At 56.6% G+C, this 26,048-nt stretch carries 19 protein-coding genes and 3 pseudogenes; 4 read left to right on the plus strand and 18 right to left on the minus strand.

Features of this window, described 5'->3' with window-relative positions; all coding sequences use genetic code 11:
- Positions 1 to 42: 42 nt before the first annotated feature.
- Positions 43 to 255, plus strand: coding sequence for a transposase domain-containing protein (locus tag SO180_RS31510; RefSeq protein WP_449382722.1), 213 nt, complete (start codon positions 43 to 45; stop codon positions 253 to 255).
- 1,016 nt (positions 256 to 1,271) lie between these two features.
- Here the strand turns inward: SO180_RS31510 and SO180_RS31515 are convergent.
- The 7 genes from SO180_RS31515 to SO180_RS31545 form a co-directional block, all read right to left on the minus strand.
- Entirely contained in the window at positions 1,272 to 2,462 is a 1,191-nt protein-coding gene (locus tag SO180_RS31515) for an ABC transporter ATP-binding protein (RefSeq protein ID WP_449382723.1), read from the minus strand.
- 66 nt (positions 2,463 to 2,528) lie between these two features.
- Positions 2,529 to 3,347, minus strand: coding sequence for an ABC transporter permease (locus SO180_RS31520; RefSeq protein ID WP_449382724.1), 819 nt, complete (start codon positions 3,345 to 3,347; stop codon positions 2,529 to 2,531).
- An 8-nt stretch (positions 3,348 to 3,355) separates the two neighbouring features.
- On the minus strand, positions 3,356 to 4,180 hold the full coding sequence (locus SO180_RS31525) for an ABC transporter permease (RefSeq protein ID WP_449382725.1): 825 nt from the start codon (positions 4,178 to 4,180) through the stop codon (positions 3,356 to 3,358).
- An 80-nt stretch (positions 4,181 to 4,260) separates the two neighbouring features.
- On the minus strand, positions 4,261 to 5,259 hold the full coding sequence (locus tag SO180_RS31530; protein WP_449382726.1) for an ABC transporter substrate-binding protein: 999 nt from the start codon (positions 5,257 to 5,259) through the stop codon (positions 4,261 to 4,263).
- Between the two features lie 1,386 nt (positions 5,260 to 6,645).
- Positions 6,646 to 8,298: an MFS transporter gene (locus tag SO180_RS31535; RefSeq protein ID WP_449382727.1), complete on the minus strand. Its 1,653-nt coding sequence runs from the start codon at positions 8,296 to 8,298 to the stop codon at positions 6,646 to 6,648.
- Between the two features lie 375 nt (positions 8,299 to 8,673).
- The gene (locus SO180_RS31540) at positions 8,674 to 10,074 is read right to left on the minus strand and encodes an aminotransferase (RefSeq protein ID WP_449382728.1); all 1,401 of its coding nucleotides are present in this window, start codon (positions 10,072 to 10,074) and stop codon (positions 8,674 to 8,676) included.
- A gap of 9 nt (positions 10,075 to 10,083) precedes the next feature.
- The gene (locus SO180_RS31545; RefSeq protein WP_449382754.1) at positions 10,084 to 11,562 is read right to left on the minus strand and encodes an NAD-dependent succinate-semialdehyde dehydrogenase; all 1,479 of its coding nucleotides are present in this window, start codon (positions 11,560 to 11,562) and stop codon (positions 10,084 to 10,086) included.
- 184 nt (positions 11,563 to 11,746) lie between these two features.
- Here SO180_RS31545 and SO180_RS31550 point away from each other — a divergent pair, with 184 nt between their 5' ends.
- Positions 11,747 to 12,223: an Lrp/AsnC family transcriptional regulator gene (locus tag SO180_RS31550; protein WP_449382729.1), complete on the plus strand. Its 477-nt coding sequence runs from the start codon at positions 11,747 to 11,749 to the stop codon at positions 12,221 to 12,223.
- 105 nt (positions 12,224 to 12,328) lie between these two features.
- Here SO180_RS31550 and SO180_RS31555 read toward each other — a convergent pair.
- The 3 genes and pseudogenes from SO180_RS31555 to SO180_RS31565 all read right to left on the minus strand — a co-directional run.
- A pseudogene (locus tag SO180_RS31555) lies at positions 12,329 to 12,480 on the minus strand (IS630 family transposase); the annotation flags it as partial.
- Positions 12,481 to 12,698: 218 nt separating this feature from the next.
- Positions 12,699 to 12,902, minus strand: coding sequence for an integrase core domain-containing protein (locus SO180_RS31560; RefSeq protein WP_449382730.1), 204 nt, complete (start codon positions 12,900 to 12,902; stop codon positions 12,699 to 12,701).
- 29 nt (positions 12,903 to 12,931) lie between these two features.
- Positions 12,932 to 13,515: pseudogene (locus SO180_RS31565) on the minus strand (IS30 family transposase); the annotation flags it as partial.
- 778 nt (positions 13,516 to 14,293) lie between these two features.
- Between SO180_RS31565 and SO180_RS31570 the strand changes: the two are divergent.
- Positions 14,294 to 14,725, plus strand: a pseudogene (locus tag SO180_RS31570) (helix-turn-helix domain-containing protein); the annotation flags it as partial.
- Positions 14,726 to 15,466: 741 nt separating this feature from the next.
- On the opposite strand, the gene ald reads toward SO180_RS31570, so the two are convergent.
- From ald to SO180_RS31595, 5 genes are all read right to left on the minus strand, one after another.
- On the minus strand, positions 15,467 to 16,579 hold the full coding sequence (ald, locus tag SO180_RS31575; RefSeq protein WP_449382731.1) for an alanine dehydrogenase: 1,113 nt from the start codon (positions 16,577 to 16,579) through the stop codon (positions 15,467 to 15,469).
- Between the two features lie 575 nt (positions 16,580 to 17,154).
- Positions 17,155 to 18,324: a M24 family metallopeptidase gene (locus SO180_RS31580; RefSeq protein WP_449382732.1), complete on the minus strand. Its 1,170-nt coding sequence runs from the start codon at positions 18,322 to 18,324 to the stop codon at positions 17,155 to 17,157.
- A 295-nt stretch (positions 18,325 to 18,619) separates the two neighbouring features.
- Positions 18,620 to 18,802: a hypothetical protein gene (locus tag SO180_RS31585; protein WP_449382758.1), complete on the minus strand. Its 183-nt coding sequence runs from the start codon at positions 18,800 to 18,802 to the stop codon at positions 18,620 to 18,622.
- A complete protein-coding gene (locus SO180_RS31590; protein ID WP_449382733.1) occupies positions 18,730 to 19,125 on the minus strand; it encodes an FAD-binding protein in 396 nt (131 codons plus the stop codon). The genes SO180_RS31585 and SO180_RS31590 overlap by 73 nt, the downstream gene beginning before the upstream one ends.
- A gap of 4 nt (positions 19,126 to 19,129) precedes the next feature.
- Positions 19,130 to 19,294, minus strand: a complete 165-nt coding sequence (locus SO180_RS31595; RefSeq protein ID WP_449382734.1) for a hypothetical protein — start codon at positions 19,292 to 19,294, stop codon at positions 19,130 to 19,132.
- 541 nt (positions 19,295 to 19,835) lie between these two features.
- Here SO180_RS31595 and SO180_RS31600 point away from each other — a divergent pair.
- Entirely contained in the window at positions 19,836 to 20,231 is a 396-nt protein-coding gene (locus tag SO180_RS31600) for a transposase (protein WP_449382755.1), read from the plus strand.
- A 160-nt stretch (positions 20,232 to 20,391) separates the two neighbouring features.
- Here SO180_RS31600 and pimD read toward each other — a convergent pair whose 3' ends face one another.
- The 3 genes from pimD to tesB all read right to left on the minus strand — a co-directional run bounded on the left by pimD (position 20,392) and on the right by tesB (position 25,163).
- Entirely contained in the window at positions 20,392 to 21,534 is a 1,143-nt protein-coding gene (gene pimD / locus SO180_RS31605) for a pimeloyl-CoA dehydrogenase small subunit (protein ID WP_449382735.1), read from the minus strand.
- Between the two features lie 152 nt (positions 21,535 to 21,686).
- Entirely contained in the window at positions 21,687 to 22,874 is a 1,188-nt protein-coding gene (gene pimC / locus SO180_RS31610; RefSeq protein WP_449382736.1) for a pimeloyl-CoA dehydrogenase large subunit, read from the minus strand.
- Positions 22,875 to 24,314: 1,440 nt separating this feature from the next.
- Complete coding sequence (tesB, locus tag SO180_RS31615) at positions 24,315 to 25,163, minus strand: acyl-CoA thioesterase II (protein WP_449382737.1); 849 nt, start codon at positions 25,161 to 25,163, stop codon at positions 24,315 to 24,317.
- Positions 25,164 to 26,048: the final 885 nt, after the last annotated feature.

Genomic DNA, 26,048 nt, shown 5'->3' on the forward strand with positions numbered 1-26,048 from the left:
GGCCAGCCAGCGGGTGGAACGGATAGGTGATCACGGCTTCGAATGTCAGAAACCCGGCACTATGGCCCCGGCCCGGAAGTCGGCGCGGAAAACTGGGCCCTGCTCGCGTCGATCGTCGCCACCTGCAAGAACGACATCAACCCGGCCGCCTACATCGCCGAAACACTCGAGACGATCATCGACGGCCATCCCCATAGCCGCATCGAAGACCTCATGCCGTGGCGATTCCGCAAAACGTCAAGCCAGCCTCAATAGGGTTGCGGCTAAGCGCTTACCGTCTTCCGCCGCATCGTCAGCGATGTTAGTTCGGCACGCTCATCATCGCTCAGTATCAGGGGGGCAAGTTGCCGGACCGCCATTGGAGACTCCGTCGCTGTTTGCCTCCATCCTTGGCACAGCAACACGAATCTACTGCGAATCTACGATTGCGAACTTGTGACTCGGGACACTAGCTGAAAGGCGGCAAGACTCCCGTCGAGTCAGGAAAGGCGAGCCGGTCTGCTTCGCGCGCAACTGCCCCCTATTGACGAAACGCTCGCATCGGCCACAACGATCATTTCCGACGTGAGCGCTTTTTTTGAAACTCGGAAGGAACGTGCTCCGGCCTCATCGGGCTTATTCCCCTCTCAATCAAGGGCTCTCACCGTTTCAAAGAGTCGATCTCGATCTGTATGAATCTGGGTTCTTGGCTGAAGTGACGTCAGCTATCGTCGGCTCCACTGGCGACCCCAGTACTCGCAAGACGAAGGATGGAAATCGCTGACGGCGCCATTCCCCATATTCGTTGTAAGAGCAGCAAGTCCCGCGGTCTCGCGGGGCGTCGGTCGAAAGAGCTCCGCAACCCACCATCACAGGCATCTAGGCTTCGCGATCCCGCGGAAGCCTCCGCAATCTGCGCGTCACTGGGGCGAATACGGTCAAGCCGACAGATAGCGAGCGAGGCTTCAGGTTTTGATCATGCCTTCTCCCGAACCAGATCGGCGGGAAGCGGAATGTCATTCTCGACTTCGGCGCCGCGCGCCAAGTTCTAGGCCAATGTTTGACACTGAGAGTCCATTTGATACCCAGTCTGATATTGGTGCGGTGGCGGAACACTTTCGACTTTGTCGGTCGCTCAATGACGCGCCATGGAGCGCGTCAACAACGCCGCGGCCGTGCCGGGGGTTTGATACTGGCGGTCTGCGCCCGCGCAGCGAAAAATGCTAAGGCTGGTCGGAGTTGTCTCCGATAGCTCTCGGGAGGAGTGAGGTATGCTAGACAGGCGAGCTTCACTACTCCTCCAGCGCGACCATATCGTCGACTGACCAGGAAACTCGAACCGGTGCTCCCGCTGCGAACCGTGCCTGAGCGCGCACAGACATCATCTTGGCCGTTATCGTGAGGCCACTCGGAGTGGCGACGGCCACGCGCGTCAATCCACCAACGAAGGAAGTGGCAGTGATTACACCGTCCAGGCTGTTAGCGACATCGGGGTTGGATTGGCCGCGTTCGCCGATGGTGACCTTTTCGGGTCGAATCATAAACACAACGTCAGCTCCTTCACGCCCGATCACAGCCGGTGTGGCGATTGATTCACCACCATTTGTCCTGATCCCGCTCTGGCGATACTGACCACAGATTAAGTTGGATTCTCCAATAAATTCCGCCACAAAGCGATTCTTGGGTTTGAAATAGAGTTCGTCGGGCGTGCCCAGTTGCGCGATTTCGCCGCCGCTCATCAGGCAGATGCGATCGGACATATTCAGCGCTTCCTCCTGATCATGAGTTACGTAGATAAAGGTCGTGCCAATGTCTTTGTGGAGGCGCTTAATCTCGCCCTGCATCTGTTCGCGCAGATTTTTGTCCAAGGCTCCAAGCGGCTCGTCCATCATAATGATCGCCGGCGAGTACACGATGCATCGGGCTATCCCGACACGTTGCTGTTGACCGCCGGACAGCTGCCGAGGCTTACGTTTTTCAAAGCCCCGCAATCCGACACGCTCGAGGGCTTCGGTTACCTTGGCCTGGATGATTGCTGCGGATTCACGGCGCACGCGAAGTGGATAGGCAACGTTGTCGAATACCGACATGTGCGGCATCAGAGCGTAATTTTGGAAAACCATGCCGACCCCCCTCCTCCGAGCAGGGAGCAGAGTTATGTCACGACCATCCAGCAGGATGGTGCCGGATGACGCCGCAAACGCTCCGGCGATCAGGTTGAGAAGCGTGGTCTTGCCCGACCCCGAGGGACCGAGCAAGGTCATGAATTCGCCCTTCCGAATGCCGAGATCCGTAGAGTGTAGAGCCGTTATCGGGCCAAACTTCATTGAAAGGCCCCTTAACTCAATGGCAAGGGGCCCCGCACCGGTTGGGTTGCTGTCCCGCCGTAGCCGTTCGCGTTTGTCGCTTGTAACCGACAAAGAAAGATCGGCAGGTGGATACTTTTTATTCGGCATAAGGCTATCGTTAATCAACGTGTTCAACCGCGTCGTCTTTCCAATTCAAAACTGTTTCATTGTATCTGGCGAAGCCGGTGAGTTCGGCGAACTTTAGCCACCATCATTTGGCGTGAACTTTTGGAGTGAGATTGCAACGATGCTAATCAGCAATGACAGAAGGGTTAGAAGTGTCGATACGGCGGCCAATACCGGCGAGACTTCGTACTCGATGGCACTGTACATTCTGACTGGCAGTGTCATGTGATCAGTCCCGCCGGCCAAGAACCAGGCGATGACGACTTCATCGAAAGACAGCAAGAAGGCGAACAGGGCGGACGCAACAAGCGACGGCACAAGTTGCGGCAGGACCACCGCGAAAAACATCCGGACGGGGCCTGCGCCCATGAGTTCCGCACCAAACTCGAGATTTCGATCGAGCTTTTGCACTCCCGCTCCGATCATGAGGATGACGTATGGGAGCGTATACATCACGTGTCCGAGCACGAGCGCGTAGGTGGTCGACGCAATCCTGAAATATGAGAAATACAGATACAGACCAAGCGCCGATACGATCGCTGGTATAATGAGAGGGCTCATGATGATGCCGGTGATAAGCCATTTGCCAACGAATTCATGGCGGATGATCCAGTAACCAGCAGGAACCCCGGCCAGCATAGCCACCGCCATCGAGGCTATTGCCACTTTGACGCTCTCGATGAGAGGATTCTGCCAGCTCGGCGAGGTGAAGAAAATCTTGAAAAGTTCGAGCGAATAACTCTCCGGCGGAAAGGTGAGTGCAGTCACGGACCCAAAGGCCATCGGAATGATGACCACAATAGGTGCCATGATCACAAAGTAAACCATAGTTGCCAGACTCGCGCCTATCGCCTGGTAGCGTTGAAGGAGCGGATCTTTGATCGTTATCGTCATGCGTGCTCCTAAATTTTAGGCCGGCGCCAGAGCGCCAAAGGAATTGCAAAGGTGGCAACCAGAACCAGCAAAATGACACTGATAGCGGCAGCCTTGGGCCAGTCCAGAATTTGGCGGTTATAGAAATCAACCAGATTTGAGAGCATCTGATGCTTGGGGCCGCCGAGCTGCGCCGGCACAACAAAAGCACCGAGCGACATCACGAACACACTAAGCAGACCTACGAAGATTCCCGACCAGCTCATGGGCAGGGTCACAGTCAAGAAGATACGCGCTGGGGTTGCACCCATAATATTGGCTGCCCGGTAGATGGAGCTGTCAATCGATAGCAAGCTTGCAAGGATGGGCAACACGATAAATGGCGTCAGGAAATTTGTCATGCCGACAAGAAGGCCGACCAAATTTAGCATAAGAGGCAAGTGGATCGGCGTGCCAAGAATCCAACTCAGGAAGCTGTTGATCATCCCGTCGCGGCCTAGTATGATTGTGAATGCGAAGCATTTGACTAGTACGCTGGTCCAGAAGGGGAGGAGGACAAGCAGAGTCAGGATCGCTCTGCGGCGGGGTTGTTGACGCGCTAGGTGCAAGGCAGCCACAAACCCCAGCAGCAAGGCGAAGAAAGATGACAAGGCTGCGATCACAAGGGTCGTAGTGAGCGTCTGCCTGAATAGCGAGCTTTGAAGTACCGCTCTGTAAGCGGCCAACGAGAACGCCTCCCCGTTCAAGCTGGTATAGCCGACATAGAGGAGCGGCGGTAGGACAATTCCAGTCGCGAGCACCACGGCGGGTGACATGAATAGAGCCTGGGCGCTCGTGCTTGTGATCAGCTTCATAGTCGTATTGGTCCGTACAGCCTGCTTGCGTAGTGAGTGGAAGGGCCTCTTGAAGGCCGTCCACTCAAAAAGGCGCTGACTTAACTCAGAATCCATTCCTTGAATCGCGACTGAACTGTTTCGTACGCATCAGTCCAGTAGGCCGGGTCGAAGAAGAGGCTGCCCGGCGTGTTAAGGTCCGGCAACCATTTGCGGCTTTCCGGAGACATCGCCGACATGGCCTTGTTGGAGATTGGCGCCGTACCCGTGGCCTCAGCGAAGCCTGCCTGAGCTTCCGGGCGAAGGATAAAACTCAAAAACTTCATGGCGCTTTCCTTGTTCGGCGCCCCTTTCACGATCATCAGTGGGTCGGCGAAAAATATGTTCTGCTTGAAGGAGAATGCCAACGGTTTGCCGCCACCTGGCCGGTTGGTCGGCAAGACCCGCCCGGCGAAGGTGTAGCTGAAGTCGACTTCCCCCGTTTGCAGCAGCGACACGGTTTGGGGGCTCGTCGTCGTCCAAGCTGAAACGCTAGACTTGATGCGATCGAGAACCTTGAATGCTCGCTCCACATCAAGGGGATACATGTCTTTTGGATCGACGCCATCTGCCAGCAGTGCGGCCTCCATCGTGCCGTCAGCGGTATTGCGAAACGCGCGGCGACCTGGGAACTTATTTGGGTCAAACATGTCTCGGAAGATTTCGGGGTGCTTTCCAGCCGAGTATTTTTCCGGATCCCATGCGATGCCAGACGTGTAGATCTCATACGCTACCACGTCTTTTTTTGGTTGGACCGATAGGTCGTTAGCGTCAAATACCGAAAGGTCCAGTTGCTCCCAGTAGCCATGCTTCGAGCCATACGCAGCATCTGCCGGCGTTCCGGTAAAAATATCCAGCTCAACATTTCCTGTGGTCAGTTGAGCTTTTACCTTCGCCAAATCTGCAGATCCGGGAACAATGTTGACCACTATTCCTGTCTCTTTGGTGAACGGGTCAGCCAGCTTTTTTCTGATAGCATCACCGAACGAGCCTAAAGGCGCGGCCATGGTTATCGATCCTGCCGCATAAGACATTCTAGCCAGCAACGGCGCAGCAAGCATACCTGCTCCACCCCTCAAAACGGAGCGGCGTGAGACACTTCCGAAAGATTTCATAGTGTTCCTCCCCTAGGATTTAACGTTTTTGTTAATCACTGCCGCGACGCGATGGGATCAAGGGCTTGTTATGGCTGGACCACGCGCTTAGACTCGCGCGGTCCGCGGCCAAGGAAGGCGGAGCAACCAGAGCATCTGGGTTTATTTGTACGATTTTGGCATGCCGTTCCCGGCATTATTGATGTCGGATGAGACATCCACTTTCACATTCATAAATAAGTCCCCTTCCCTAGACTCCAATGATAGAAGCAGCTCGCGCTCAAAGCCTGCGAAAATTGGCTAAAAATCGCACAAATTCGTCGCACCAGAATGAATTTGTACTCTTTCAAGTCGCGAGCAGAAAGAAGGGCCCGATGGGAATAGGTCATGGCGCACGCTGCGCTCGGCCGAATGCACGATGGTCGCACCAGCCGTGAGCACGGTCAATTATCGGGCTCACCTCCTAGACCATTCCTCCGTCGAGCAGTGGTGGGCTTTCTTTCCAGTGATGTGACGAGCACACGCTCTTGTGGCCTGAGCCCAAAATAGCAGTGCGCTTGCTTGCTCGCTAATCCACAGTTTTGGACGACGTTGATGAGTTCGGAGAACTTTACTCGGCGAATCTTGGACAGGAGCTCGCTGCTGGCGCGCCACGGCTAGACCTCGAACCAATTCGCCCAACTGCGGCGAGGCTTTGACGAGCGGATCGGGAAATCGCTCTCTTCGGCTTTGCAGCTGGGCTGCGGTCAGCATCCCGCTCCTTCTTTCCACTCTATTCGCAAGCTCGACACAAGCTATTCAATCGGTGGCGCCGCAGGTCCCTCGTGCTCCCTTCGTATCAATTTGCACGAGGGCTGGAAAAAGCTAACGAATAAGCGGGCCGAAAGATAATGAGTCAGCAAGCAGCCGCTCCAATTTCCTGACGGTAGCGCAGGATGGATCGACAGCCGGACCGCATCGTTGGTCCGGGTGAAGAGGACGCGCGGTCTGTTTTCATTGGCGACCAGGCCTGATGGCTGCCGCTAGGTGTCTCTCGTCGCTGCCGGACGGACCAAAGCTTGGCGCCGTTGCTCGGCCAGCCGTCGCTGGCGGCGAGTGCCTTCACCTACACCTTGGAGATAACGGCACGGCCTCGAATCCGAAGTTGCCGAACGTCTTTCCGGCGAGCAGTCGCGCCCCGACGTGATGGCGCCCGATCGGCGGCCGCATTCGGTGATCTTGTGCTCGGCAATGGTGCCGGGGAGGCGGACAGCGAAGTTCTGATTGGGGAGCGGCACTGGTAACAGCCGGTGCCTCCTTGTCTGTGTCTTCGGCTCCCCGGGGCGACGCGAATTTGGCGAGCTGGTGCAGAGATCAATGATGGGAGAGAAAAGGTGTGGACTGAACAGGGTTGCGAACTGGACCTATGGGGCGCTCGATCGAAAGTCTCGTTTGAGGTGGATGCGGTCCTGTGTGCAATTCGAGGAGTCGCTCGTCCAACTGCTTGTCCGCGGTGGTGAGGCGATGATTTAGACGGAGATAATCTGTCCAGGTCGGTGTGCGGAATGTCTCCGTCCATTGCGAAGAGATTTGAAGATCACGTAGCAAGGCCCAATAGCGAGCGCCGACACGACTCCGCATGCGCCTGCGTTCCCGCATGAGGCCCAGGAAATTGTCAACATTACTCTCTGATATTAAATATTCAATGTTGACGACGATGGGACCGCTTCGCGGTTTCAGAGCAAGCGCAACTGCAGGGGGGGACTCCTCCAACGGATCGAGGTTTGGATTTCGGGAGTCACGGACAGGCAACAGGAAGCCGGCAGCAGCAACCAGCAACAGAGCTCCAGCGGAGCACGCCTGTGCCCAACTTAGGGAGTAGTTCTGGACCATCACGCCCCACATCCAACTGCCGGCAGCGATACCGCCGTACGTTAACGCGTAATGAATCGAGAGGATGCGACCTACGATCCACCGCGGGCTCGCCAATTGCACACAGACATCGAGTCCAGACCAGGCGATGACCCAACCCGCACCACCTAGCCCCATGGCGGTCGCCGCTATTGCGAGTGGAGGCCTCAAAGCGAGGCAAATGGAGCATGCCGCGCAGGCCAGGCACGCGAGTACTATTAATTGTTCTTGCGACATGATCCGTCTGAAGTGGCCGGTCGATATGCCCCCGAAGAAAGCGCCGGTCCCGAAGCCAGCCATCAGAATGCCATATGCGATCGGCCCTCTCGTCAATTGGTCGCGAACAACTAGAGGGAGCAGCGCGAGTAGAGAGATGCCAGCGAAGCCAAACAGGAATCCACGCGCGACAGCTGCCTTGATATCGGAAGACATCACCGTGAAGCGCATCCCGTCATAGATCGCCATGGTCATCGGCTCGGGCGGGAAAGGCGACGAGGGAACCTTCCACTTGCAGCGCCATATGGCGCATAACGGCGCCACATAGCTAAGCGTGTTCAGAGCAACAGCCGTCAGAGGTCCAAAGGAGGCAAGGATGATGCCCCCGAGCGCCGGTCCCACGCTGCGGGCAGTATTGAACCCCACGCTGTGGAGCATCACGGCAGCCGGGAGGTCGCGTCTGTCTACAATGTCGCCAATTGACGCTTGCCGAGCGGGATTGTTGAGAGCGGTGCTGCATCCGAGCAAAAAACTGAAGCCAAGGATGCTCCACGGATCAACAAGGCCCAGCGCTACCAGAGCGGTGAAGATCGCCGATGCTACGGCCATGAGACACTGAGCGGCGATCATGACTCTGCGGCGGTTGAAGTTGTCAGCAATGGCCCCGACAAAGGCAGATAAAATGAACCCCGGCAGCGCCGATGAAGCCTGAACCAATGCGACCATAAGATCGTTAGTCGCAATCGTCGCCATGAGCCAAGCGATGGCAACAGTCTGCATCAGAGTAGCGAGATTCGAAACTTGCGTGGCCAGCCAGATCGAACGAAACGTTCGATTTCTGAGCGGGGCAAACGTCGTTGGCGAAGTTGGATTCGAATCTGAACGCGCCAGCCTACTCATTTTGCTCGAGCCATTACTTTCCGTCTTTCGGCCGTCGAATCACAAGTCTGCAGGCGATCGCCTTGGGCGGATAGCCGGATGAGATACTTCAGCCTTCTTCGCTTCCACCTCGATCACCGCGGCCACTTCCGCCTCGATGATGCCGTCCCGCAGCGAACGCGAAAGGTCTGGGCAGCCAGATCGGTCATGGCCATCGCTTCGCGCATGGCCTCGGGCTGCAAGTCGCGTTGCCGAAGAGAGCCTTCTCCGGTCATCCTGAATAGCATCGAGATGGACCGTAGGATTCTTCGGATCAAACATCGACGCCGACAGCACACCATTGCCATGCTCCGGCTAACGAAGATGCTCGTCCACCACAGCGGGATCGAATGGAATTTACGTGATTGCCGATTCTTTCGCAAGCTCGTCCATCACCTGTTTAGTCGCTCGATACGCCAGCTCAACGATCTCGTCTACCTCACTTTCGGATACAATGAGCGGCGGCGCAAAACCAAGGATATCACCGTGCGGCATTGCTCGCACAATAAGCCCCCGATCGCGAGCAGCCTTCGAGATGCGAGCGCCGATCTTGAGCTGCGGATCAAACCGTCGTTTCGCCTGGCGATCGGCAACGAACTCCACGGCACAGAGCAAGCCGACGCCTCTAACTTCGCCGACGATCTCAAGCTGTGCAAACCTCTCCTTCAGCCGTTTCAGGAAATGCGAACCAACGATCCTGGCGCGGTCGCTTAGCCGCTCCTTTTCGACAATATCCAGAACCGCATTAGCAGCAGCTGCTGCAATCGGGTGACCGGAATAGGTGTACCCATGCGAAAATGCTCCCACACGATCGGCGGCCTCCTCCATAACCGCGTAAACTCTCTCACCAACGATTGCTGCCGAGAGCGGCACGTAACCGGAGGTCAAACCTTTGGCGACTGTCACCAAGTCGGGCTCGATGCCATATATCGTGCTACCGAAGTCAGCGCCGGTCCGACCGAATCCACAAATCACCTCGTCGGCGATCAGAAGAACGTCGTAGCGCCTGAGTACAGCTTGCACTTCGCGCCAGTAGCCGGACGGAGGCGGTGTGATACCACCCGTACCCAGAACTGGCTCAGCAATAAAAGCACCGATGGTTTCTGGCCCTTCTCGCACGATCAGCTCGTCAAGTTCGGCTGCACGCCGGCGGGAGAAGGACTCTTCCGTCTCGCCTGGTTCAGCGCCCCAATAGTGGTGGGGCGTACCTGTGTGTAAAATGCCCGGAAAAGGAAGGTCCATGTAATCATGATAGAAGGACATACCGGTCATCGAACCGGCAACTACCGAGCAGCCATGATAACCGCGCTCACGTGAGATAATCTTCTTCTTTTTAGGTTGACCGCGCAGGTTATTGTAATACCAAACGAGCTTCGCTTGAGTTTCGTTCGCGTCTGATCCGGACAACCCAAAGAACACTTTGCTCGGCTTACCCGGCGCCATGCGCACGAGACGACCCGACAGTGTGGCCAGCTCTTCGGTCGTGTGCGCTGCATACGTATGATAATATGCAAGCTGGTACGCCTGCCGCGCGATGGCCTCAGCCACTTCTGTCCGACCATATCCAATATTTACACAATAGAGACCAGCGAAGCCGTCGATGTAACTACGTCCCTGCGCGTCATCGATGCGGATACCTTTTCCTCCAGTGACGATCGTTGGATCACCAATCTTACCAGTGGCAAAGTCTTTGAGTTGGGTGAAAGGATGCAGAACGCTCGAGCGATCCCGTTCAGCGATTGTCTTAATATCGTTCATATGTTTCACCTAAACCCCCAGATCGCCGAAGCAAACGTATTTCAATTCCATATATTCGGCCAAACCGTACCGCGACCCCTCGCGACCAAGTCCGGATTGCTTCCATCCACCAAACGGAACAGGCGCGCCCGTGAATGACGCCGTATTGACACCGATCATTCCGCACTCGATTTGCTCAGAAAGTCGGAGCGCTCGGCGCAGGCTGTCCGTGTAAATGTACCCAGCCAGCCCCATTTCACTTGCATTAGCGCGAGCGACGACCTCTTCTTCAGAATCGAACGGCAAGACCGCAGCCACCGGTCCAAACGTTTCCTCACGGGCGATGAGCATGTCATCCGTGACATCACTTATCAGGGTTGGAAGGATGAAGTTCCGCCCGAGGCCGTGTTCCTGTCCTGCGGAAAAGGCCTGCGCGCCTTTTGTTCGCGCATCATCGATTTGGGCCCTGCATTTGTTGGCCACCGACAACTTCGTCATTGGCCCAATATCCGTTTCAGGTTTCAGGCCGTGGCCAACCTTTAGTCGGGCCACTGCTGCAGCAAATGCTTCGACGAAGGCACCATAGATGCCCCTTTGTACGTAGATTCGGTTGGCCGCCAAGCAATCTTGTCCCGACGTAGCAAATTTTGCGGCCATTACCCCCTTGACGGCTTTATCAACATCCACGTCGTCAAAGACGAGAAAGGGCGCATGCCCCCCAAGTTCGAGCGACACCTTCTTTACTGTTTCGGCCGCCCCCTCCAGAAGCAGACGTCCGACTTGGGTCGAACCCGTGAAAGAAAGAGCCCGTATTTTTGAGTCGCGCAACAGAGGCGCCGAAAGCTCGATCGGATCACCGACGACCACCTGAAATACACCCGGCGGGACCCCGGCCTCCTCGGCCAACCTTCCCAGAGCAAGAGCAGAGAGCGGCGTCTCCGGAGCTGGCTTCACAATGATCGGACATCCGGCCGCAAGAGCGGCACCAGCCTTTCGCGCGATCATGGCGACAGGAAAGTTCCACGGAGTAATTGCCGCCGCGACACCGATTGGCTGCATTCTCACCTGAAGCAGACTTCCAACCTTATGGCTAGGGATGGTCTCTCCGTATGCACGCTCCCCCTCCGCAGCAAACCACTCGAGAAATCCTGCACCGTACGCAATCTCGTGTCGCGCCTCGGCGAGCGGTTTGCCCTGCTCGCTCGTCACCACGACAGCAAGCTCTTCCGCATGGGCGAGCATCAACGATGCCCACCCCCTCAGAATTGCGCCCCGCCCCGCTGGCAACAATTCTCGCCATGCACGAAAAGATCGCTCAGCTGCGGCAATCGCCAGATTCATCTCCGCAGCACCGCAACGAGCAACATGTGCAATTTCTTCCCCACTGGCAGGATCAATCACAACGTCTTGCTGCTCGCTTGCAACCCAGCAACCACCTATGAATGCCTCCCCCGTCACAAAATCGCGGCGAGTCAAGCCCTGCAGGTACCTCGCAGCAAGACCGACCAAATGCTGTTCTTGGTAGCGAGGGGTTTGAAAGTCCATCTGAAAGTCCCACACGGTCGCTTGTTGAAATCCGTTCAGCATTCAGGATACTAATGTTGCGAACAGATTTGCATCGCATTTGCTATCGTTCGGATGGTTTCCTGCATCGCTTAGCCATTTCGCGACGAAATACACCTGGAGTTGAATTATGCATTACGACCGGACTGACGCTCGCATTCTGGAGATCGTGCAGAAGAACAACCGTCTGACTTCCGAGGTGATCGGCGAACTGGCTGGGCTTTCTGCTACGGCGTGCCAGCGACGGCTGAAGAGGCTTCGCTCGGAAGGCATCATCGAGGCCGATGTCTCTATCGTTTCCGCGAAGGCGGTAGGACGCCCCATTCAAATGCTTGTGCTAGTGACGCTCGAGCGCGAGCGTTCAGACATAATCGACAAGTTCAAGAAAGCAATCAAATCCTCTGCTGAGGTCGTGAATGGATTTTACGTCACCGGCGATGCTGACTTTGTCCTTTACATTACCTCGCGCACGATGGAAGACTACGAGCAGTTCACTCGACGTTTCTTCTATGAGAACTCGGACATTAAGGGGTTCAAGACAATGGTCGTGATGGACCGGGTGAAGGCGGGCTTTGCGATTCCAGTAGAGATGCCGCACGAGGACTAGTCGCCAGCACCCAGAAGCCCGATCACGCTCTTTGACGGATTACGGCCGTTCTCGCACATGCTATGCTTGATGAAACTTCGGCCAGCAAAACCTAGTCACGTTAATCTAAAGTTCGCCACATAATGTCTGCTGAGCTTTGTGACAGAAGCGTTTGACAGAAGGCAAGATCTCGTCTGCGACTTGGTCCATTTGAAGGGCTTCGGGTTGTTGTTGTGCAGTTTGATGAAGGTACGGATCAATTGCCGCCGTCTGCAATGGCACTACTACTTAGGACGCAATTTCTGAATTTGCTATCGGCGCATCTCGAGGTAGTGCCGGAAGTCCACGAATTTGAATAGCACTGCAGTCCTTAAAGTGAGACACGATAATTCCTGTGACAGTGCGGTTGCCACGGTCGTTATCGCGATTTGTTCCGCGAGAATGCAGGCTCAAACTCGAGGGGCGACTGATATCCGAGCGCCGAGTGCAGGCACTCCTAATTGTAGACGTCTGCGACAAAGCTGTCGATGGGGCGACGAGCGTCATTGAGGTCGGTGAATGCTTTGCCGTTGACCTCTTCGGCCTTGAGCGTCTTGATGAAGCTTTCGGCCTTGGCGTTGTCGAAGGGATCGGGTCCGCTCATGCTGATGGTGATGTCGCAATCTGTCAGCGGTTGGCGATAGGCGATGGGCGGATTCAAACGGTCGTCGCAACACTAAATGTTTTCACTCATGACAGTAGCTCGTCAAGCGCCTCCGCCGGCGTTTTCCAGCCCAGTGTCTTTCTCGGCCGGGCATTGAGGGCCGCTGCCACGGCGGATATCTCGTCGGCGCTGTGGATGCTCAGGTCTGTACCTTTCGGGAAGTACTGCCGCAGCAACCCATTGGTGTTCTCGTTAGTGCCGCGCTGCCAAGGGCTTTGCGGGTCGCAGAAGTAAACCTGGATACCACATCGACCTTGAGACGATCGTGCTGAGCCATTTCGGCTCCCTGATCCCAGGTCAGCGAACGACGGAGTTCTTCGGGCAAGGTGATGATGGTGCGCGTGATCGCGTCGCGCACGGCTTCGCCCCCGTGTCCCGCGAGCGCAGGCCCGTTCTTCGCGCGCGGAGCTTCGCCATGCCCCGCCAATCGGGGAAGGTGCAATAGCATTGTGAAGCGCGTCGTGCGCTCGACAAGCGTCCCGATTGCCGAGCTGCCAAGACCGAGGATAAGGTCTCCCTCCCAATGTCCCGGCACCGCTCGATCGGCCGCTTCAGCAGGGCGCTCACTGATCATGATCTCCGGCGAGACAAAGCCCTTGCCTCGCCTGCGTACACATCCTCTACACACGTATAACGACAGCGCTCTGCGCTCACGCGCGCGAATGCCCGCATCGCCGAACTCGAACGGCTGGTGGGCTGCCAGCAGATGGACATCGTTTTTTTAGGAAAGCCTTGTGCGCATTGGAGCGGTCGACAGCGCAAGGCCGACCCGGCATCTGCATCATCGAAGTTATCCAAGCCGTGACATCGGAGGCAACCGATTCCCACGCCGACGTGCAACGCCTCTGCCATGTCAACAGACGCTGTCGTGAAACGGCGGACTGCAAGCTGCGCGACCAGCTGCAGCGCATTTGCCTCAAGCATCCCTCTCTACCGCTATCGACGGGTAATAGCACCCTCCGGCGCCAAGGCATGTTAGTAAATGCCAAGAAAGTCCTCAGGCTTATGCGCGAGGACAGTCTTCTCACGCAGCGTAGGGCGCCGTTTCTGAAGCCTCCTGCGGAGCGACCAGCGGACGTTCTCGTCGTCCCCAGTCTGGTGCGCGGCCTGGTGCCGTCCGCCGCCCCCGATCAAATCTGGGTCGCAGACTTTTACCTATGTCCATCTCGCCAAGGCGTTCGCCTATCGCGCGGTCATTCTCGATGCGTTCTCTCGCAAAGCCGTCGGCTGGGCTTTGAAAACACGCTCGATGCCTCGCTAGCCATCGCCGCTGGAGAAAGCCCTCAACGCTCGAAAGCCGGCGCCCGGCAGCTTGATCCATCACTCCGACCACGGCAAGCAAGGCGGATTCAAACGGTCGTCGCAACACTCTGAGGTTGGAGGTTGCGATGAACGTTCGAAAGCGGCGATCGGCTCGGTCAGGACGAGTGCCATTGCCATCGCCAGGGCGGCCGTTTGCTGCAGGGCGCGATGAACAGAATAGGTTCTGGCGGGCGATAGCCACGGGCCTGAGCAGCGAAGATGCTGCGCTTGAAGCCGGAGTATCGCAACCTGCCGGAACCAGATGGTTCCGAAAGGCGGGCGGCATGCCACCAGCGATGTTCAGCTCTTCGGCAAAGCCGCTCTCTGGGCGATACCTGTCATTGGTGGAGCGCGAGGAGATTGCGCTTCTCAAGGTACAGCGCCATTCCATACAGGAGATTGGACGCCGCCTCGGGCGAGCTGCCTCGACAATCTCCCGTGAACTGCGGCGTAATGCAGCCACCCGCAGCGGCGGGTTGGAGTACCGGGCGACGACCGCCCAGTGGCATGCAGATCGAATGCCTATCACAGGAATTATCGTGTCACTCACTTAAGGGGCAGCCCACATAAATGGGGTGATCGCGATAGCTCGAGCACCTGGGCATTCGTCGTAGACGCTACGACGCCGTTCAGGCGAGCGATGGCGGCACTCTTTCTCACTCCACGAATGACACCTATTCAACTGCGATCCGATTTGCAATTCTAGTGACGCGCCGGGCGACAAAAAAGGATCAGAGTTTTCCGCGCGATAAAGTTAGGCCGCATAAAGGCCGCCACCGGTACTGGAATCAGCACGAACAGGATTACGCCCGTATTGTCGTGGAAGAGCTCTCTAAAGTTGGCCAGCTTCGTTTCACTGCTGCTAACGACCTGATCGAAGCACGCTCGATATGACATGCAAAGTGCTGGAACGAAAAACTTTACTTCTTCCATGAAGAACTGGGATTTCAGGCTGGGCCTGAGCCACAGTTTGAGGCCGATCCGAGAAGATTCGGATAGCAGAAGGTTCAGACATTTGAAGAGGCGCGGAACTTTTAGCCGCGACGCGGCAGACATTGGATACTGAATGGCGCATCGACGTTCAAGCTTGTCAAAAAACTCAAGTTACTCCGCAGCCCAACGAGCAAGAACAATTCGAAGCGGCGAGCGAAATGCCGATTTTTGGAATTTCGCTTGTACCAGTTTCGAAAGAAGGGATCACCCCCAAGCGAGTGGCCCCCGGATCAGAAAGGAAACGCTCCCCTAGAGAGCCTCTAGGATCAGGCCGCAGCCTGTTCGATCGGTGAGTATGGCAAACCGAGACTCTCCGCCACGGCCTTATAAGTGAGCCGGCCCCGATAGACGTTGAGGCCTGCCCGGAGATGCGGGTTCTCAAGCACAGCTGCAAATCCTTTATTGGCCAGGGCCAAACCAAAAGGCAGCGTTGCGTTATTTAAAGCTTGGCTTGAGGTGAGCGGGACAGCTCCCGGCATGTTGGCGACACAATAGTGAATCACGCCGTCTACTTCGTAGGTCGGATCAGCGTGTGTCGTCGGACGCGATGTCTCGAAGCATCCACCTTGGTCGATCGCAACGTCAACGATAACTGAGCCTTTGCGCATCGAGTTCAACATGCCGCGACTGACCAGCCTCGGCGCGCTTGCGCCGGGAACGAGCACGGCCCCGACTACGACGTCCGCCGCAAATACCTCTTCCTCAATGGCGTCTATCGTCGATAACCTGGTACGAACCCGCCCTTCAAACAGTTCATCCAGCTCGCGAAGGCGAGGAATCGAACGATCAAGTATTGTGACCTCGGCCCCCAAGCCCACCGCCATTCTTGCTGCGTGCGTACCAACAACACCGCCTCCGATCACGATAATGCGAGCTGGCTGAACACCCGGCACACCACCGATCAACAGGCCGCGACCGCCCGCATATCGCTTCAGGGCCGCACCGGCTGCCTCGATCGAAAGCCTGCCGGCGACCTCACTCATAGGCGCGAGCAGCGGAAGGCCGCCATGGGCATCAGTCACCGTTTCATAGGCGATTGCCGTGCATCCGGCTTTGATGAGGCCCTTGGCCTGCTCCGGGTCTGGCGCCAGATGCAGATAAGTGAACAGGATCTGATTTTCTCGCAGTTGGATCCATTCGGAAGGCTGAGGTTCCTTAACCTTTACGATCATCTCGCTCGAGGCAAATACCTCGCGAGCGGTATCCAGAATCTTTGCGCCAGCCTTGCGATAATTCTCGTCCGTCACCCCAATGCCAGCACCGGCATTAGTCTCGACCACTACGCTATGGCCGGTGGCGACGTACTCGCGGACGGCTCCTGGCGTCAGACCCACGCGATATTCGTGCGTCTTGATCTCCTTGGGAACTCCGACCTTCATTTGCAATCTCCAGATTCAATATTCTTATTCTTTTCTAATCACAAAAGTCGTCTGAGCCCGTACAAATAAGCTGAAACAGCGCAGTTTTTTAGCGATCTTTCGCGCTTAGCGCAGGATTCCAGACAGTATGGGTAAGTCAGCCCTCAGACAAAGAGCACCAACGGTGATCAGCTAAGCCGAGCCAGACTTTGAGCAGACCAACTAGGACTTTGGCTCAGGCAGTCCTTGATCTGAACCAATCTGGCCTCAACCACGATCCCGTTCACGGTGTTTCAGAACTCCTCCTCGGCTTGACGATCAGATTTCGAACGTTCCCCATCTCTTGATCTGCCACTACCCGGATTGTCTGCATGACCGTGCACCGCATCTTTCGGAAGCTTGCTTCTGTCGAGCGTCAATCATGCTGATGCCTCCACAGAAGCCGTGGCGACGTTACCTTTTCAACAGACCGAAAACGTGAGGCACGAAAGCAGCTAGCCCGTTCCCGTATTTGAATTTAAGCCATCTTCAATGCAAAGCCTGCAGTGTCGGGATCGTAGTGCCTGCCTGACCAATTGCGAAAATGCGTCACGAAATCAAATCTCGAACAATTCGCGCGGCAACTTCGTGAATGATTCACCGCCGGCATCGGTAACGCGAAACGTTTCGCTGATCACATAGCCAATATCTTCATCGATCCAGTTTCCAAGCATGAGGTGAAAAGTCATGTTTGGCCTCAGGACCGTCATATCGCCTTCCTTTAGACTGGCTGTAGGTTCTGTCCAATCGATCCCAACGGCGTAGCCACACCGCGATTCTTTCTCAAAACCATGCTTTCTCAGCGTGGTGTTGAATGCCAATGCGACATCGCTACAGGTCCCCCCGGTCTTTGCGGCGGCAAGTGCGGCTTCCAAACCAGCGACCTCTCCTTCATGAAGCTGCCGTATATGTTTAGACGGCTTACCAATCGACATCGTACGCATCAGCGGGGATGTATAGCCGTGGCGCACGCCACTAAATTCGAGGTTGATCTGTGAACCGTGTTGGAAAACGTCCTCGGTCCATCGAATGTGGCACGTAGATGTGCGCGGCGTAGCGCACAGAAAAAAGCTTGCGGTATCGGTCCCTGGCTTACCGTTAGCGCCGCGCACCAGCGTCGCAATGATCTCCGCGGATGCATCGGCTTCGCGCACGCCGGGCCGAATAACTTCCTTCGCCCTAAGCATTCCGGCGTCAGAAATAGCGGCGGCTTCGCGCATCATCGCAATTTCCAGGTCAGATTTTAGGCCTCTGATCCAGGTAACGGCGTTCGTGCAATCGACAATTTTCGCTTGGACGGCTCGAGACTTAAACTTCTCAACGGTCAAGGGCGGCAAGAACTTCGCTTCAAGACCGATCCCTTTACGGCCAAGACCCTGGTCCAAAATGAAATCGAATATTGTGTCGTATCCGTCCCGGTCGGGATTGGCGATGAGGGCTTCTGGGTAGCCAATCACATGACTGCGATCGATAAACATCTGATGGATTGCCGCTGGTTCGTCCATACGGCGCGTAATGAAGGTCGGTTCTTGATCCTTTAATGAAATGACCAAGCCTTGAGGTATATATCCGGATTTTGATGTGTATCCCGACAGGTATGTAATGTTGGCTGGGGTCGTGACCAAAAGTACTTCAGTTTCCCGTCGCTTCATCTCCGACTTAACGGCGGTCAATCTCCGCAGATATTCAGACCGGGGGAACGGTTGCGAACTCTTCGGCATTGCCATTGGATCAACTCCTTCCATGAAAAAATGGGTTCTTCTGTTGAGTTTCGAATAGGCCAATTTGCATGCAGATACCGTGCCTACCGGTAGATCGGACCGCCTTACTCTTCGCGGCGGCGTGCTTGCCGCGTCCGTCGTAGTGGATCCAGCATTGCTTTCACGGAGCGCCTGAGATCGATTGCCATTTGTCCTTCACTTTAGGCAATTTGTCGCGCTTGAGCACTCCGATGCCGCACTCGGCTGACCTTGAGTCGCCAAGTTTGAGCAAGACCGCAAACACCGCCGCGTTGACATCGTGCTAGCCCCGTCGGCCACCGTTGCGGATCGAGAAGTTGAACCCAACCCAGCTCAAGAGACCGAAGCTCGTCAGCGCGCCTGTGGCTTCGCTCCGCTCGATCGACAGCAGCTTCAGCGCCGCTTCTGGCCCGAGGATGCCCGTTTCGATCGTCCGCGGTTTCGAAAACAGCTTGAGCGTCGCCATAGCGATAATGCCAAGCGTCCCCTCCGCAATTGTCTTGCTTCAGCTTTGACAGCAGGTTGAGCACCCAGCCATCTGTTAGCACGACCTCCAGCCCCCCGCCATCTCGGGTGCAACCATAGGCGAGCGCCGTGGTGCCGCTGGCGTCGGCCGAGATTGCCGCCAATGGTGCAGCTATCCTCAGGGCCGAATGATAGCAGGATGAGCCGGTGGGCTTCCTCGGCTTGCTGCTGCGCAGCCTGCAGCAGCACGCCGGCATCGCGCGTTAAGGTGGTTGAGGCGAGATCAACCTCGCGAACCTTGTCCATCCGCTTGAGGGAGATCATGACCTCACGATGATACCTGCTTGAACCCGTGGGTTAGGTTGCGCCCCTCTGTGAGATAGGACGCAATGTCGGATTGGTCCGTCACCGCATATTTGTCGCCAACGACCGCTGCGAATTTTGCAATCAGCTCGGGCGAGAGCGGTAGTAGAGGGGGTTGGACGATTTTCATTGTCTCTATCTTTTCTCGTTCTTCGTTCCCTCCTCTGCGCGGCGGAAACGGTCGTAGATAGTCCAGGTGCGCTATCTGCGCATCTTGTAACATGCACAGGGTGCAGGTTTTCAGCGAAATTCCTATATTTCGTGTCGCAACAGATTCGAAACGCGTTCAACCTTGCGTGTGGCGAGGAGCCAAGAACGACGCCTCTGACGCGGGCCCTCGATCTGCGAAGCGGTCACCCGTACCCAATATGCGGTCGTTCCAATCAAGAAGCGTTGAAAACCAGGGCTTATTGATGCTTCGTCGCGCAAGAGGCCTGCCGCTTCGCCAGAGAACCATGAGGTGTTGCGCTATCCGAGCCCACTTTGCTGATCATTATCGGGCAGGTTGGGCAAAAGGTGTGGATGGCCTGGGCGACTTGCTCGATGACGAGGAGCTAATGGCGCCTGCCAGCCCTGTTCTTGTGAAGTAACTGAAGGAATTGGACCAGCAAGTCGATGCCATCAGCGTAAGCTGGCTGGCATCCAGAGAGGAAACCGGCATTGGTCCGATAATGGCCACAGCGATCGTGCCGGAGCCGGCCGTGTTTCGCTCCGTACGACAGTTTGCGGCCTGGCTTGGCTTGACGCCTAAGCAGAATTCCACCAGTGAACGATCGGCTCGGCCGGATAGCGAAACGGGGCGATTCCCAATTTTAGGCACTTTCTTGTCATCGAAGCACGTAACGTCGTTCGGTACCCAAAGGCACGCTCGCGAGTCGGAAGCAGCTGGACCGAAGCTTTGCGTGAACGGCCTCGACCGATGGTTGTGGCTATCGCCGTTGCTCACAATCGGCTCGAGTCATCTGGGCGATAGTGACGACGAGGCGTGGTGGCGGAAGCAGCCGACGGGCATTTCCGCAACGGGCAAGCGGGCTTGCGGACCTTCTGCACCTCGGACCGGGACTTGATCCCGGCCATTGGCGTTCTTTTTGCGGCCAGATGTGGATGCCCCGCACCCATCTTCGCCAATGCGTCACCGGTTGTAGGGTCGATCGGGCCGAAGTGCGGAGACCGAACAAGGCCGGCGTGACGATCATTGCGTGATTATTTCCTCGTAACCACCAAAGATCACAAGAGCTCGCCACTCTCGCTGACACGGCGGAGGTGATACTCGGTGTCGCCAAACGTGCTCTCGATCATCGTCAGCCGCTTGAAATAGTGACCGATTTTGGCCTCCATGGTCATGCCAATGCCGCCATGGAGCTGGATGGACTGCTGGCCGATAAATTTGCCAGACTTGCCGATTTGCACCTTGGCGGCTGCGATCGCCCTTGCGCGCTCGACAGCATCATCGAAATCCGCCGCCATGGTCGCGAACATCGACATTGAGCGCCCTTGTTCGAGCATGACGAACATGTCGGCAGCGCGATGCTGCAGGCTCTGGAAGGAACCGATTGCCGCGCCGAACTGCTTTCGCGTCTTCAAATATTCGACGGTGGTCTTGAGCGATTCATCCATCAACCCGATAGCCTCCGCGCAAAGCGCGGTGCGAGCTTCGTCGACCACGCGCTCAATCAGCGGCAGCGCGTTTTCGCGATCACCGAGCACGGCGTTGACGTCAACCGCGACACCAGTAAACGTAATGTCGGCGGCGTGCAGGCCATCTTGGGTCGGATAGGTCTTTTTCGAGATACCCTTTGCGTTCCCCGGCACCAGTAACACGCCGATACCCGTCTTGTCGCGCTGGCCGCCCTTGAAGCGCACGGTGACAATCAGCGTGTCAGCGCTCTCGCCATTGACGACCACGAATTTTTCGCCTTCGATCACCCATCCGTCGCCCTTCTTCTTTGCAGAGGTGGTGACATCGTGAAGATCGTAGCGCGAGTTCTTCTCGAGCTGCGCAAAGGCAAAGGTCTTGCTGCCGTCGATGATGCCTGGGATGAATTTGGCCTTCTGCTCAGCCGAACCGCCATGCCGCAGGAAACCGCCGGCGATCACGACGGTAGCCAAATATGGCTCAACCACCAGCGCCTTACCCAGCGCCTCCATCACAATCATGGTCTCGACGGCGCTGGCGCCAGAGCCGCCATCGGCCTCCGCAAAGGGCAGAGCGAGCAGGCCCTGCTCGGCGAGCTTGCCCCAGAAGGCTTTGCTCCAGCCGCCCTCGTCCTTCATGTACTTCTTGCGCGCCTCGAAGGCGTAGGCATCAGCCAGGAGACCATCAAGGCTTCCCTTGAGAAGCCGCTGCTCCTCGGACAGATCAAAATCCATTTTATCTGCTCTCCAAAATCGCGCTGGCACCTGCCCTGATCTCTTGATCGTCATCGCCGCTAAAGCAGGTTCCAATACTCAGCGGGCGATATTGCGAACTACGACCGCCTCGGCGTACTGGGTCTCGCGCATGCGCGGGGGACGACACCAGCTCAAAGCCCCAGCACCGCCTTGCTGATGATGTTACGCTGGATCTCGTTTGACCCGCCGTAGATCGAGACCTTGCGGTTGTTGAAGTAGCTCGGCGCGATCTGCACGGTCCACCCCATCGCTTCACTGCTACCATCGGGATACTGGCGATAAGGCGCGGCGAATGGTCCGATCACTTCTATTAGGAGCTCTGTCGTGGTCTGCTCGATTTCCGAGCCCCTGACCTTCAGCAGCGAAGACGCCGGATTCGGCTGGCGCTTGCCGTGCTTACCTTCGTCCGCGATGACGCGCAGCTGCGTCAGCTCCAGCGCTTTCAGTTCGACCTCGCAGGCCGCGACCTTTTCGCGGAAAGCGGGGTCTTCAATCACGGGGCGGCCGCCGGACTCGACCCTCGACGCCAGCTCCTTGATACGGCGGATGCGCTCCTTCGAGGCGCCGACCTGCGCAATGCCAGTGCGCTCATTGCCGAGCAGAAACTTTGCATAGTCCCAACCCCTGTTCTCCTCGCCGACGCGATTTTCGACCGGCACCTCGACGTCGTCGAAGAACACCTCGTTGATCTCATGGCCGCCGTCGATGGTCTGAATCGGGCGCACCGTTATGCCCTTGCTCTTCATGTCAACCAGGATGAAGGAGATGCCGGCCTGCTTCTTCGCAGCCGGATCGGTGCGGCAGAGACAGAAGATCATGTCGGCATATTGCGCCAGCGTGGTCCATGTCTTCTGACCGTTGATGATGTATCTGTCGCCCTTGCGCGCGGCTTTGGTCTTCAGCGACGCGAGGTCGGAGCCTGAGCCCGGCTCCGAAAAGCCCTGGCACCACCAGTCGTCGACGTTGGCGATCCGCGGCAGATAGTATTGCTTTTGGGCCTCATTGCCGAAGGTGTAGATGACCGGCCCGACCATGGAGACGCCGAAGTCAAGCGGCGTCGGCGCTGGATACGTCTTCAGCTCTTCTGTGAAGATGTACTGCTGCACCGAGGTCCAGCCCCTGCCGCCATATTCCTTCGGCCAGTGGCCGACGGCCCAGCCTTTCTTATTAAGGATACGCCACCAGGCAACCACCTCGTCTTTGCATAGATGCCAGCCCTCGAGTACCTTGCCCCGCATCTCCGCAGGTACTTTGTCGCGTAGAAACTGCCGCACCTCTACGCGGAACGCCTCCTCCTCTGTTGTAAATGTGAGATCCATCGGATTCTCCTTTGAGCAAATTCAGTAGTGAAGCATCGAGATCGTTTTTCCGGGGCGCACGCGACAATCAGTACCTAGATAGCCGACAACCTCTCTCCGCGGACGCCTGTGCGGGTCTCAACAGCGCGAAACCGAACCGGAAACGAATAGGCGGAGCTGGAGGGGCAGGATGCGCCGAATTTTCGAACATTTTCCGGGACGATGCAAAGCATCGAACGCGCCTTCTGTCCATGGCGGCTTAGGGCTGCTAACATGTTCTGCGACGAACTCGACCTGTTGACGCCATCCTTGCGGTAAAAAGGTGATTCGTTCCCCTGAAGGCATTTTGCTCTCCATCGACCGTTTGCGCAGCTGTTCCCGCACGCTCGTTCTCTTCCGGAAATGGGCACGCGCTTGGCGCATCCGAACCCAACTCGGTCCTCCACCTGCCGCCTCTTAACAACGTAGCAACGGCCGTGCCAGTGGCGTCCAAGCACATTAAGCGTCTGATCCGTTTTGCAAAGCGTTCGGACGCCGCAACGGACGGAGTGTTTTGAACATGACAAGCAGCTGTACCGCTGTCGGAAATCGGACAAGGATCAGCGGTCGTTTGCGCGCGAACGGCTGTAATTTGCAGCGTTGTCGCGAGAGCTGGCTGTCCGGCTCGATGCTAGGGATCTCGACCACACTCCCCCGTTCGAGCTTGAAGGAGTATCGGGACTTCGATCGAATGAGAGCTGTCCGGGTGAGCCGTAGCGGTAACCAAGCCCTCACAGGTCAACGGACATTACCCGAGCAAAGCCATTGATCAGGATCAATATAGTAGTACTCTTTTTTTCTAACATGCTCTGCGGGGTCCCAAGGTCGCCATCTAAGGGAAAAGTGAACGTCTTTCAGAAAGGATGATGCGGTCTGGCTCGTACTGAACGAAGACCGGCGCTATTTATTCCTAGGTATTACTCAGCGGCTGGCACTGCTGATAGAGGGCCGCCCCACATCGTCGGCACGGCGGTCTGGGGCGGCTTGAGCGCGTCCGGACGCCGGATTTTCCTTGGCGTTCCTTGATGTACTCCATCTTCACGTCGTCGATCAGGCTCGACCGATAGTGATGTTCGCAGCGCGCACGGCTGGTGGCTCCTCGTACGGATTCCAAGCTCTTGCAAGCCCTGCAGCTAGACGTTCGCTTGATGCAGCATCAGCCCTCGGCGCTTTGCGGCTTCCTTGCCCTTTTCCTCATACCCGCTGAGTACGGGCCATAAGTGCGCACCCAGACTTTCCAGCCGCTTGGCATTCGGCACGTGCTTCGCAATGCCTAGTTTTTGATTGGTTACTACGCTGTCGGTTGTGGTTAGGAAAAGCGATTGCACAATGCCTGCGAGTACAGGATGACTGTCGACCACCGCGAACGCGGTTTGTCGATGTGGCCCTGATTACGAGACGCATTTGTGCGTACGTGACGGTTTAGCGTGGCTTGCGCACCGAACCTTCCTGCGCAACGGACGCCACTAGCGCGCCGTCGGACTTGAAAAGCAGTCCCCGCGTGAGGCCGCGCCCGTCCTGTGCGCTCGGCGAATCATGCGCGTAAAGCAGCCAGTCGTCGGCTCGGAACGGGCGGTGAAACCACATCGCATGATCGAGGCTTGCGGAGATCATCCGCTTATCGAACGGAGTGCGGCCATAGCGCGCCATCACCGCATCAAACAGAGAGAAATCGGAGACATAAGCCAGCGCGCACATTTGCAGCGCCGGATCGTCGGGCAGCTTCGCGGCGGTCTTGATCCAGATATGAATTCGGCCATCGTCGATCTTTTGACCGAAATAACGGCCGAGCTCGATCGGGCGCAACTCGATCGCATAATTGCAACGGATAGCTTCCGGCGTATCAGAGAACATTTGCCGGTTGGGCAATTCTTCCGGCTTGAATCTTTCCGGCGGCGGCACGTCGGGCATCTTGTCCTGATGGTCGATGGCACCTTCCTCTTGGGCGTGAAATGACACCATGATGGAGAAGATCGCATTGCCGTGCTGGATCGCGGTGACGCGCCGCGTTGAATAACTCTTGCCATCTCGCAGCCGTTCGACCTGATAAATGATCGGCACCTGCGGATCGCCAGGCTCGATGAAGTAGCAATGCAGCGAATGCGGCAGCCGCGCTTCCACGGTGCGGCAAGCCGCGACCATAGACTGCCCGACAACCTGGCCGCCGAAGACCCGTTGGCGGCTCGTCTTCGGACTATAGGCGCGAAACAGGTTCTCCTCGATCGGTTCGAGGTCGAGTATGGCAAGCAGGTCGATCTGGCTATTGTACATTGACACGTCTTCGGTTTTTTGGGCGTCATTCCGGATATCGCGACCATGAACCCGAAAATCTCGAGATTCCGGATCGGGCTCTTTTCAACCGTCGTCGTAGTGACGGTATCGGCGCTTCTGGGCCCATGTTTCGTCCATCTGTTTCGCCGCGATGGATGTGGCCAACTTCAATTGGCGGAACCGCACTCAACATTGCTGCTCCATGGAATTGATCGGATAAATTGAGACGTTTCATTTGACCTCCTGGGAGCCGTACTACGAAGCCTCGAGTCTGGTAACGACTCTTTCCCCAGCAATCCGTGTGCCGCAAGAAACGCAGTGCGATTTTTGCTTAAACAGCCGCAAATCCATGTGTTTCATGACGCCCCGGCAGAATAGTTACACCTTAGTGTCAGGCTCCAGACATAGCCGTCTTTAACCGCCCACAGTGGAACGCGACAACAACGTATATGAAACAACGACGGTCGCCTGATGCCATCGCACTGGTCATCTGCCTTTCGATGCCGCCTCATGAGAATGGCGGGATCGCTTCAATGTGTGTAGCGGAGTGGGATAAGTTGCTACCAGCCGATAGACCGACAATCACTGTCCCAGCGAGACATCGGCGGTCCGTCGAGGAGCGAGCTAGATACTTTTCAGGATTTGGCCAGGCGGCCGGCTTCGCCTCGCTGTCTGCGCAGTGGATCAGAGCCATCTTCTGGTCGATGGCCACCCTCATCTTCTTACAATTCGTTTGGCAAACCTCATTCCCGAGGCCTTGAGAGACTCCCATTTCGCCGTCCGATTAAGCGGACCGGTCACCGCCTTGAACAGTTACGAGGGTCGGTGCCGGTCAATGTTAGCTTGACCAGGAATCATGTTGTACGCCTGAATAGCCTTGGACTT

Source organism: Bradyrhizobium sp. UFLA05-112, assembly GCF_053572325.1.

Bases quoted from the DNA above. Each gene is read 5' to 3' on its own strand.
- SO180_RS31590 (WP_449382733.1), bottom strand. From the start codon at position 19,125: ATGATCTCCCTCAAGCGGATGGACAAGGTTCGCGAGGTTGATCTCGCC.
- SO180_RS31540 (WP_449382728.1), bottom strand. From the start codon at position 10,074: ATGAACGATATTAAGACAATCGCTGAACGGGATCGCTCGAGCGTTCTG.
- SO180_RS31525 (WP_449382725.1), bottom strand. From the start codon at position 4,180: ATGAAGCTGATCACAAGCACGAGCGCCCAGGCTCTATTCATGTCACCC.
- SO180_RS31520 (WP_449382724.1), bottom strand. From the start codon at position 3,347: ATGACGATAACGATCAAAGATCCGCTCCTTCAACGCTACCAGGCGATA.
- SO180_RS31595 (WP_449382734.1), bottom strand. From the start codon at position 19,294: ATGAAAATCGTCCAACCCCCTCTACTACCGCTCTCGCCCGAGCTGATT.
- SO180_RS31580 (WP_449382732.1), bottom strand. From the start codon at position 18,324: ATGGCAATGCCGAAGAGTTCGCAACCGTTCCCCCGGTCTGAATATCTG.
- SO180_RS31600 (WP_449382755.1), top strand. From the start codon at position 19,836: ATGGCCACAGCGATCGTGCCGGAGCCGGCCGTGTTTCGCTCCGTACGA.
- SO180_RS31535 (WP_449382727.1), bottom strand. From the start codon at position 8,298: ATGAGTAGGCTGGCGCGTTCAGATTCGAATCCAACTTCGCCAACGACG.
- SO180_RS31550 (WP_449382729.1), top strand. From the start codon at position 11,747: ATGCATTACGACCGGACTGACGCTCGCATTCTGGAGATCGTGCAGAAG.
- pimC (WP_449382736.1), bottom strand. From the start codon at position 22,874: ATGGATCTCACATTTACAACAGAGGAGGAGGCGTTCCGCGTAGAGGTG.
- pimD (WP_449382735.1), bottom strand. From the start codon at position 21,534: ATGGATTTTGATCTGTCCGAGGAGCAGCGGCTTCTCAAGGGAAGCCTT.
- SO180_RS31530 (WP_449382726.1), bottom strand. From the start codon at position 5,259: ATGCTTGCTGCGCCGTTGCTGGCTAGAATGTCTTATGCGGCAGGATCG.
- ald (WP_449382731.1), bottom strand. From the start codon at position 16,579: ATGAAGGTCGGAGTTCCCAAGGAGATCAAGACGCACGAATATCGCGTG.
- SO180_RS31510 (WP_449382722.1), top strand. From the start codon at position 43: ATGTCAGAAACCCGGCACTATGGCCCCGGCCCGGAAGTCGGCGCGGAA.
- tesB (WP_449382737.1), bottom strand. From the start codon at position 25,163: ATGTACAATAGCCAGATCGACCTGCTTGCCATACTCGACCTCGAACCG.
- SO180_RS31585 (WP_449382758.1), bottom strand. From the start codon at position 18,802: ATGGCGACGCTCAAGCTGTTTTCGAAACCGCGGACGATCGAAACGGGC.